This window comes from Caulobacter sp. B11, from assembly GCF_002737765.1.
Taxonomy (GTDB): domain Bacteria; phylum Pseudomonadota; class Alphaproteobacteria; order Caulobacterales; family Caulobacteraceae; genus Caulobacter.
Window position 1 is genome coordinate 1 of sequence record NZ_PEGG01000163.1, and the last position, 7246, is coordinate 7246.

Annotated in this window: 8 protein-coding genes; all 8 read left to right on the plus strand. The window is 65.8% G+C overall.

From position 1 onward, the window contains the following. A partial coding sequence (locus tag CSW58_RS07795; protein ID WP_369825113.1) for an MAPEG family protein occupies window positions 1-419 on the plus strand: 419 nt, incomplete at its 5' end. A gap of 7 nt (window positions 420-426) precedes the next feature. Then, window positions 427-1695, plus strand: coding sequence for an RsmB/NOP family class I SAM-dependent RNA methyltransferase (locus CSW58_RS07800; RefSeq protein ID WP_099446913.1), 1269 nt, complete (start codon window positions 427-429; stop codon window positions 1693-1695). 118 nt (window positions 1696-1813) lie between these two features. Further along, entirely contained in the window at window positions 1814-3373 is a 1560-nt protein-coding gene (gene guaA, locus CSW58_RS07805) for a glutamine-hydrolyzing GMP synthase (protein ID WP_099446914.1), read from the plus strand. 318 nt (window positions 3374-3691) lie between these two features. Continuing rightward, window positions 3692-4948 carry a site-specific integrase gene (locus CSW58_RS07810; protein WP_099446915.1) on the plus strand — a complete coding sequence of 419 codons (1257 nt, stop codon included), beginning with the start codon at window positions 3692-3694 and terminating at the stop codon, window positions 4946-4948. Between the two features lie 51 nt (window positions 4949-4999). Continuing rightward, window positions 5000-5374 (plus strand): helix-turn-helix domain-containing protein, encoded by a 375-nt coding sequence (locus CSW58_RS07815; RefSeq protein ID WP_236627714.1) that lies wholly within the window; start codon window positions 5000-5002, stop codon window positions 5372-5374. Beyond that, on the plus strand, window positions 5367-5522 hold the full coding sequence (locus CSW58_RS15085; protein ID WP_236627711.1) for a hypothetical protein: 156 nt from the start codon (window positions 5367-5369) through the stop codon (window positions 5520-5522). Before CSW58_RS07815 ends, CSW58_RS15085 begins: the two co-directional genes overlap by 8 nt. A gap of 42 nt (window positions 5523-5564) precedes the next feature. Continuing rightward, a complete protein-coding gene (locus CSW58_RS15090; protein ID WP_236627712.1) occupies window positions 5565-6050 on the plus strand; it encodes a HipA domain-containing protein in 486 nt (161 codons plus the stop codon). Further along, window positions 6050-6613 carry a type II toxin-antitoxin system HipA family toxin gene (locus tag CSW58_RS15095; RefSeq protein ID WP_236627713.1) on the plus strand — a complete coding sequence of 188 codons (564 nt, stop codon included), beginning with the start codon at window positions 6050-6052 and terminating at the stop codon, window positions 6611-6613. Before CSW58_RS15090 ends, CSW58_RS15095 begins: the two co-directional genes overlap by 1 nt. The last annotated feature ends 633 nt before the right edge of the window (window positions 6614-7246 follow it).

Consider the following 7246-nt stretch of genomic DNA (forward strand, 5'->3'; position numbering starts at 1 on the left):
CCCAACTATCCGAGCGCCGTCTGATGCAGATGGCGTTCGAGCTGAAGATGCTGGCGGCGGCGACGGTCCTGGGCCTGATCCAACTGCTCTGGGCGGCCGCGGCCGCCCAGCCGCAGCGGGGCCTGAAGTGGAATGTCGGACCGCGCGACACGCCGGTGGTGCTGACCGGCATGGCCGCCCGGCTCGAGCGCGCCGCCGCCAATTTCCGCGAGACCTTCCCGCTGTTCGCGGCGGCCGTGGTCGTGGCCTATTTGGGTGGGCGTCTCGGTACGCTGACCTACTGCGGCGCGGCCCTCTATGTCGGGGCGCGAGCGCTCTATGTCTTTCTCTATGCCTTCGGCGTGCCGGTTGTCCGCTCGCTGGTCTGGCTCGCTTCCCTGGTCGGCGTCTGCCTGATCCTGGCGGCCCTGGTGATCTGAAAACAACATGCGTGACGGCGGCAGACTGACAGCGGCGATCGAGGTTCTCACCGAGATCGAGACGCGCCATTTCCCTGTACGGATGGCGCTGAAACGCTGGGGCGAAAGCGCCCGCTACGCCGGGTCCAAGGACCGCGCCTTCGTCTCGGGCCTGGCGCTGGACGCCCTGCGCCGCAAGCGTTCGCTGGGCTGGATGATGGGCGACACAAGCGCCCGCGGCGTGGTGATCGGCGTTCTGGTCCATGATTGGGGCTGGTCCCTGGATCGTGTGGCCGAGGCAATGGGCGAAGAGCACGGTCCCGGGCCCCTGACCGACCTCGAACGCGAACGTATCGTCGCCCCGGTCCCGATCGCCGACGCGCCCGCGCCGGTGGCCGGCGACTATGCCGACTGGCTGGAGCCTTTCCTGGTCCGCGCCCTGGGCGCCGACCACACCGCCGAGATGGCGGCCCTGTCGCAACGCGCCCCAGTCGACCTGCGCATCAATCTGCTGAAGACCGACATCGAGCGCGGCGGCAAGGCCGTGGCCTCGATCGGCGCCGCCCCGGCCGGCGGTCTCGACACCGCCTTCCGCATCGACGCCCCGCAGGCCGCCGATCGCACGCCGTCGGTCGAGGCCGTGCCGGCCTTCTCCAAGGGTTGGTTCGAGGTGCAGGACCTGGGCTCGCAGATCGCCGCCGCCACGGCCGGCGAGATCAAGGGCAAGCAGGTGCTGGACTTCTGCGCCGGGGGCGGGGGCAAGACCCTGGCCCTGGCCGCAGCCATGGGCAATAGCGGCCAGATCTACGCCCATGACAGCGATCCGCGCCGCCTCGCCGACACCATCCGCCGCGCCCAGCGGGCGGGGGTGCGCAACCTGCAGATCCGCTCGCCGATCGAGGGTGAACCGCTCAAGGGCCTCGAGGGCAAGCTGGACGTGGTCTTCGTCGATGCGCCCTGCACCGGCTCGGGCACTTGGCGCCGTCACCCCGACGCCAAGTGGCGCCTGTCGCCCGATCAGTTGGCCAAGCGCCAGATCGAGCAGGACAGCGTGCTGATGGACGCCGCCGACTTCGTCAAGGTCGGGGGACGGCTGATCTATGTGACCTGCTCGCTGCTGGTCGAGGAGAACGAGGACCGCGTCGCGGCCTTCCTCGAACGCCGCCCCGAATTCGCGGTAACCCCGGCCACGGTGCCGGGCATCGAATCGCACCTGACGCCGCAAGGCTTCCTGCGCCTCACCCCGCACGGCGCCGAAACCGACGGCTTCTTCGCGGCGGTGCTGGAGCGGAAATAGAAAACCCTTCTCCCCTCCCGGGAGAAGGTGGCCCCTCATCCGTCGCCCTAGCGGGCGACACCTTCTCCCGCGAGGGGAGAAGGAAACGCAGACGAACGACGCTGGAGACCCATCGCCCATGACCGCCCCCGTCCATCACCAGCGCGTCCTGATCGTCGATTTCGGCAGCCAGGTGACCCAGCTGATCGCTCGCCGGGTGCGCGAGGCGGGGGTCTATTGCGAGATCCATCCGTTCGACAAGGCCGAGGCCATTGTCGACGACTACGCCCCTAGCGCCATCATCCTGTCGGGCGGCCCGGCCAGCGTGCTGGAGGCCGACAGCCCGCGCATTGGCAAGAAGCTGTTCGATCTGGGCGTGCCCCTGCTGGCCATCTGCTACGGCCAGCAACTGCTGTGCGACGTGCTAGGCGGCAAGGTCGAGGGCGGCCACGCCGGCGAGTTCGGCCGCGCCGAGATCACCATCGGCAAGGCCAGTCCGCTTTTCGAGGGCCTGGCCGAGGTCGGCGCGCTGGAAACCGTGTGGATGAGCCACGGCGACCGCGTCACCGCCATCCCGGACGGCTTCGAGGTGATCGCCACATCGAACGGCGCGCCGTTCGCGGCCATCGCCGACGACGCCCGCAAGATCTACGCGGTGCAGTTCCACCCCGAGGTCGTGCACACGGTCAACGGCGCGCGGATCTATCGCAACTTCCTCGAGCTCGCCGGGCTGAAAGGCGACTGGACCATGGCCGCCTTCCGCCAGGAGATGGTCGGCAAGATCCGCGCCCAGGTCGGGACCGGCAAGGTGATCTGCGGCCTGTCGGGCGGGGTCGACAGCTCGGTCGCCGCCGTGCTGATCCACGAAGCGATCGGCGACCAGCTGACCTGCGTGTTCGTCGACACCGGCCTGCTGCGCCACAACGAGGCCGACCAGGTCGTCACCCTGTTCCGCGATCACTACAACATCCCGCTGGTCCATGTGGACGCCGGGGCCGAGTTCCTGGGCGCGTTGGCCGGGGTCAGCGACCCGGAAACCAAGCGCAAGATCATCGGCGGCAAGTTCATCGACATCTTCGACCGCGAAGCCGCCAAGATCGACGGCGCCGACTTCCTGGCCCAGGGCACGCTCTATCCCGACGTGGTCGAGAGCGTCTCGGCGCGCGGCGGCCCCTCGGCGGTGATCAAGAGCCACCACAATGTCGGCGGTCTGCCCGACTTCATGAAGCTGAAGCTGGTCGAGCCGCTGCGCGAACTGTTCAAGGACGAGGTGCGGCTGCTGGGCGTCGAGCTGGGCCTGGCCCCGGCCTTCGTCGGCCGCCACCCCTTCCCCGGCCCCGGCCTAGCCATCCGCATCCCCGGCGACATCACCCCCGAGAAGGTGGCTGTGCTTCAGCAGGCCGACGCCATCTATCTGGACGAGATCCGCAAGGCGGGCCTCTATGACCAGATCTGGCAGGCCTTCGCCGTGCTGCTGCCGGTCAAGACCGTGGGCGTGATGGGCGACGCCCGCACCTATGAGAACGTCCTGGCCCTGCGCGCGGTGACCTCGACCGACGGCATGACCGCCGACTTCTTTGAATTCCCCTGGGACGTGCTGGGCAAGACCGCCACCCGGATCATCAACGAGGTCCGAGGCGTCAACCGCGTGGTCTACGACATCACCTCCAAGCCGCCTGGGACGATCGAGTGGGAATGACGGGGCGTCGTTTCAGGGCTATCGTAGACTATCAGAAAGTCATCGTAAGTCACTGAAATAAAAAGTGTTCTTAATCCATAAGGAGCGCTGGCTATCGCCGGCGCTCTTTTCGTTTGTCGGCATGGCTGACGGCATTGGGGCAGGGGTTGCCCAATTGATCTTAGGCGATATACCGTCCGAAAATTACGTCATGACGGCATTTTTCTAGATCCTAAGTTCCTGAAAACGTTATCGAAACTGAGCGTATGTCTAGCCGAAGTGGGCTGGCGGCATTTTCGCGCGCTTTCGGCCGCTTTCAGGGCTAGCCGGAGACCGTCAATGTTGAACGACAGCAAGCTCAAGTCCCTGAAACCACGGGATAAAATCTACAAGGTCGCGGACCGTGACGGCATTTACGTCACGGTTTCTCCGGCGGGAGCGATCTCCTTTCGCCTGGACTACCGGATGAACGGCCGGCGCGAGAGCCTGACGCTGGGCCGGTACGGGCCAGATGGCATCACCCTGGTGCGGGCTCGGGAACTGGCCATGGCCGCGCGCAAGGAGGTCCGGGAAGGGCGTTCGCCCATGATCGACAAGCAGCGGGCCAAGGCCAAGCTGCAGGACGCCAGAACGTATGGAGAGTGGGCCAACAAGTGGCTCGACAAGGCGCCGATGGCCGAGAGCACCCGCGCCATGCGCCGGAGCATCTACGAACGTGACGTCGCGCGGGAATTCCAGAACCGATTGCTGCCCGAGATCGAGCCGCAGGACATCCGGGCCCTCTGCAAGAGGATCGTGAGCCGTGACGCCCCTGCAACGGCCATCCATGTCCGCGAGCAGATCAAACTGGTCTTTGCCTTTGCCCGTCTCAACGGCGTCAAGGTCGAGAACCCCGCCACCGAGGTCAGTCCGGCGTCTATCGCAACCTTCGTGCCGCGTGAGCGCGCGCTGAGCCCCAAGGAAATTCGGATCGTCTATCCGTTGCTTGAGCAGGTAGCGACGCTGCCCACCATCCGTCTGGGAATGAAGTTGATCCTTCTGACCCTGGTCCGGAAAAGCGAGCTGACTTTCGCCACTTGGGACGAGGTCGACTTCGTCAACGCGATCTGGACGATCCCTGCCTCGCGGATGAAATGCGGTCGACCCCACAACGTCTACCTGTCGAGGCAAGCGCTCGACATCATGATCGCGCTACGGACCTGCGCCGGCAATTCGCCCTATCTGCTGCCGTCGCGCTATGAGCCCGATCAGCCGATGTCTCGCGCAACTTTCAATCGCGTCACCACGGCGATCTACGAGCGCGCCAAACAGAATTGTCAGCTGCTTCAGCCCTTCACCGTTCACGACCTGCGCAGGACCGGCTCGACCCTGCTCAACGAGGTGGGCTTTGATGGCGACTGGATCGAGAAGTGTTTGGCGCACGTCGACCGCAGGACATCGCGGCGCGTCTACAACGTGGCCGAATACGCCCATGCCCGGACACACATGCTCCAGGAGTGGGCCGACATGATCGATGCCTGGGTGGCGGGCAAGAAACACACACCGGTGCTGCAGCCCTCGCTCACCCACGGTGTGGTTCTGGATCCGGCTGCTTAGGCTGGGGTGGGTCAGGGTAAAGACATGGTGTGTGGCCATAATGAAAGCTTGGTGATACACAATGGCCGATTAACGGAGCGCGAAGGTGCCATTATGGCGACGCCACACCATCCATCGACGGCGGTCCGTCGTAGCCTGCGTAAGCTGGGCGGCGACATCAAGGATGCCCGCCGCCGCCGGGGGCTCCCGGCTGAGGTGGTCGCTGAGCGTGCCTTCACCTCGCGGTCCACCCTGCGCCGCATAGAGGCAGGCGATAACACCGTGGGCATCGGCATCTACGCCGCCGTACTTCAAGCCTTGGGTCTGCTGGATCGTCTTGGGGAACTGGCGGCGCCGGGGCAGGACCAAGTTGGTCTGTCGATGGCTTCCGCCGCCTTGCCAAAGCGCGTGCGGATCAAGCGGATACCGAGTGGCGACCATGGCTGACGTCGAGGTCCACATCGACTTCGCGGCCGGCCTGCGCCGGGTCGGCACGCTTCATCGCCAGGCTCGCCGCGGCGGCGAAGCCGTCGTCTTCGAGTACCATCCCGACTGGTTGGCGGATGCGACCGCTTCTCCCTGGAGCCTGCCCTGACATTGGGCCAAGGCGCCTTTCGCGCCGGCAGCTGGCCTGACGATGTTCGGCTCGATCGGCGACTCCGCGCCCGACACCTGGGGGCGGCGGCTGATGCAGCGGGCCGAGCGGCGTCAGGCCGAGCGTGACGGGCGTCCTGTGCGCGCGCTTTCCGACGCCGACTACCTGCTGGGCGTGGCCGATGTTTCCCGCCTCGGCGCACTACGGTTCCGACGACCTGGCGAAGAGGCTTTCCAGGCGCCGACCAAGGCGGGCGTGCCCGGGCTTGTCGAACTGGGCCGGCTGATGGGCGTCACCGAGCGCATCTTACGCGACGAAGAAACGGACGAGGACCTGGCGATGATCTTCGCGCCGGGTTCCTCTCTCGGCGGCGCTCGTCCGAAGGCGTCGGTGATTGACCAGCACGGTCGGTTGTCGATCGCCAAATTCCCTAAGGAGACCGACGACTACAGCATCGAGCTCTGGGAGGAAGTGGCGCTGAGGCTGGCCGAGCAGGCCGGTATTCGTACCCTGGCCATGAGCTGGTGATGGTCGCCGGAAAGTCCGTTCTGCTGTCCCGGCGTTTCGACCGGCAAGGCGAGGCTCGCATCCCCTTCCTGTCGGCTCTGTCCATGATGGGTCTGAAGGATGGCGAACGGGGAAGCTATCCCGAACTCGTCGATGTCCTGACCCAGCATGGCGCCCAGACCAAGCAGGATGCGGCTGAACTCTACCGCCGCATGGTCTTCAACGTCTTGATCTCCAACGTCGACGACCACCTGCGCAACCATGGATTCCTTTGGGCCGGCCAGGGGGGATGGGTGCTGTCTCCAGTCTATGATCTTAACCCGACCCCGACCGATGTCAGGCCGCGCATCCTCACCACCAACATCGATCTGGACGAGGGCACTTGCGACTTGGATCTGGTGGAGTCTGTCGCCGAGCTCTTCGGACTGGGCGCGAAGGCGGCGCGAGAGATCATCGCTGAGGTTAGCCGGGCAACCGCCACTTGGCGCGATGTCGCCGCAACAGTCGGAGGGCGGCCAGCGGAAATCCGGCGCATGGAGAGCGCGTTTGAGCATGCCGACTCACAGAAGGCGCGGGCTCTCTAGTTACGGTGAGGCGGACGTTCACAGCGGTGGAAGGGGCAAGTCTATTGCGATCATGGGGATCGCGATCTCCCCATAAGGCGACACGCTAAAGCATCGCGTCCCGATATCGCCGAGGACGCGTCATGCCTGCTCCAAACACCATCACGCCTGACAAACTCGCGCGCCTGATCGGTACGCCGACAGTCCGCCTGCTTAGTGAAAGTGAAGCGGATCGCCGCTGGGACCGAAGGCGGCGTATCGGCCGACGCCGCCCACCGCACGGCTTCGACCATCGTCTTGAGCGCCGCGTCGATCTCGGTCTTGGCCGGGGGGCTTCCGTCGCGGCCAGACAGGGCGGCGGCGAACACAACCTGCCAGGGCGGTCCTGCGTCCCTGGACTCGCGAGCCAAGCTCTCGAAGTCGGACAGCTCGCCAGCGGCCTTATCCACGCACATTAGCGCCGACAAGGCGCCGCCGCGTCCGGCCAGGAAGTCTTCCCGCTGCGTCGGGGTCGGATGATCGGGCAGCTCGGCGCCAGCGAACACGAACAGCAGGCGATGAGGCTGCACCTGGGCGGCGGCGGTCTTCAGCAGTTGCTGAAAGTGGGAGTCTTCGGTCATGGGCGCACCTTGGGGTATTTCACCGGCCTAGCCC

Bases quoted from the DNA above. Each gene is read 5' to 3' on its own strand.
- CSW58_RS07800 (WP_099446913.1), top strand. From the start codon at position 427: ATGCGTGACGGCGGCAGACTGACAGCGGCGATCGAGGTTCTCACCGAG.
- guaA (WP_099446914.1), top strand. From the start codon at position 1,814: ATGACCGCCCCCGTCCATCACCAGCGCGTCCTGATCGTCGATTTCGGC.
- CSW58_RS07810 (WP_099446915.1), top strand. From the start codon at position 3,692: ATGTTGAACGACAGCAAGCTCAAGTCCCTGAAACCACGGGATAAAATC.
- CSW58_RS15085 (WP_236627711.1), top strand. From the start codon at position 5,367: ATGGCTGACGTCGAGGTCCACATCGACTTCGCGGCCGGCCTGCGCCGG.
- CSW58_RS15090 (WP_236627712.1), top strand. From the start codon at position 5,565: ATGTTCGGCTCGATCGGCGACTCCGCGCCCGACACCTGGGGGCGGCGG.
- CSW58_RS15095 (WP_236627713.1), top strand. From the start codon at position 6,050: ATGGTCGCCGGAAAGTCCGTTCTGCTGTCCCGGCGTTTCGACCGGCAA.